Raw genomic sequence first — 1,853 nt, 5'->3', positions numbered from 1 at the left:
CAAGCGTTGCGAATCACTCTTAAACAGATTGTTATATTTATTTTGCCACTACTTTATCGTGGTAGTCATTTAGCTCTTTGCTAACTTCTCGTAACTTCATGTCTGTGTCTGCAACCGTAGCTCTTACAGCCTGCATAAATCCATCATTTTTTTCTTTGCCCCACCACTCTGCCTTTTCATATTCTTTACTCATTACGTCGAGGTAATGAGTCCTCAATGATAGTAGAGCATCAAGACGCGTGTAGTCGATTGCCCGTTCTTGAGCTTCACGCGAAAGTTTCATTTCTTTACGTGTTTCTTCTAGTTCTCGAGATTGAATATATATTGTGTAAAGTAGAGCGATAAATGATACGAATGTAAGAACTACACCAATTGTTCCCGATAAGTAGTCAGCAAACTGCGCCCAGACTGCGTGATCTTGGGATAAAGCGCCATTAAAAACCGAGAGGTATGTATATAAACTCCCGATTGAACCTAAAATTCCAAGTAGACCAATTACTGATATTACAGCTATGATTTTTCGCATAATTTCCCAATAAATATAACGCTCAAAGCAGCGGTGCGAAGCATCCGCTGGCTTTGATTGTTATATTTATTAATTACTTCATCGAACTTAAGCCAAACAAGTTACCTTCGGTATCCATACAGACGCTCACAAAACCATACTCGCCAATAGACATCTTTGGGTTAACAATTTTACCACCCGCGCCTTCAACTCGTGACTCCTCAACAGCGCAATCCTCAACACCAAAATAGACAATGGTAACACCAGTCACAGGCTCCGTACCTTCTCTTTTTACCAAAGCCCCACCAGCTCCATAACACTCCATGTCGGTTACAAAGCCCTTCATAATAACGGAGGTGTCTGTTGGATCAGAGATGGTCTCAAGCTCTCTTCGAAGCACTGCTCCATAAAAAGCCTCTGCTCTATCCATATCATTTACGAAAATATCAAACCAACCAATTGCGTTCTGTTTCATGATGTTATCCTCTATTTAGTTAAGATGTAATCATGATAGTGCGTGCAACCTAGCTAGTATTGTATAAATCAGACATCATATATGCGGAAGTAATCTGTAGGTGTATAGCCCGTAATTTTTTTGAATGAGCGAATAAAGTGGGATTGGTCAGTATAGCGATCCACATTATGTTCTTTTAATGATTGCTGTAAACGCATCACTTTTAAAAAATCATGGGGCGAGAAACCAGTTTCTTGCTTTAAAATCCGCTGCAGTTGGCGAGGTGAATGATGAATAATTTCAGCCATTTGAGAGACGCTGTGTATACGATCCAAGTTATCGAGTATTTTTTGAACAATATTATTTTGTTTAACAACCTCTTGCTCAACCAAACTCGACACTAACTCGGTAAAAATAGGCAACTTATCTGAAAAACTCAGAGGGGCTGTTTTAATATTGACACCAATAAGCGGTAATTGACCTAAGTATTTTGAACCGACAAAACTATCCTTAGTTTCGTTACGATTTCCTTGCCAAACCCCAGGAAAAAACTGAACACCCGCATAATTAAAATCCTTACCAAGATTGAGTTCAACATAGGTGGTTTTTAGCCCCGTGATACCTGCTATATCGGTATCTTTCTGATTAAACAGAATATTAATACAAGCATCAGGAATGGCATGAAGAGTAAAATCATCTTCCAGCGGTGTATCTGTTTTTAACTGCCAATAGCTATGAATAATACCTTTCAGTTCTTGGGGTGGCTTGGCTTCATTATAAATAACGGTACCAGAGCTTTTTTCCATTCCATCTTTAATTGGATCATACATACTTAGCTGCTATATATTTTACTAAGGGCTGTGGTAAATATAACGCCCGCTTAAGTGGTGAGCA

The 1,853-nt window shown here is 39.0% G+C and carries 3 protein-coding genes; all 3 read right to left on the bottom strand.

The annotated features are described in order from the left end of the window. Positions 1 to 37: 37 nt before the first annotated feature. Complete coding sequence (locus ACP45E_RS13270; protein WP_017038129.1) at positions 38 to 526, bottom strand: hypothetical protein; 489 nt, start codon at positions 524 to 526, stop codon at positions 38 to 40. A 73-nt stretch (positions 527 to 599) separates the two neighbouring features. Continuing rightward, a complete protein-coding gene (locus ACP45E_RS13265) occupies positions 600 to 980 on the bottom strand; it encodes a VOC family protein (RefSeq protein WP_017038128.1) in 381 nt (126 codons plus the stop codon). 68 nt (positions 981 to 1,048) lie between these two features. Next, positions 1,049 to 1,789 (bottom strand): helix-turn-helix domain-containing protein, encoded by a 741-nt coding sequence (locus ACP45E_RS13260; RefSeq protein ID WP_017038127.1) that lies wholly within the window; start codon positions 1,787 to 1,789, stop codon positions 1,049 to 1,051. Positions 1,790 to 1,853 lie beyond the last annotated feature (64 nt).

The sequence above is a fragment of the Vibrio genomosp. F10 str. 9ZD137 genome (assembly GCF_049974785.1).
GTDB lineage: Bacteria > Pseudomonadota > Gammaproteobacteria > Enterobacterales > Vibrionaceae > Vibrio.
Note: the sequence above shows the minus strand (reverse complement) of the source record. Positions and strands in the feature narration are given on the sequence as shown.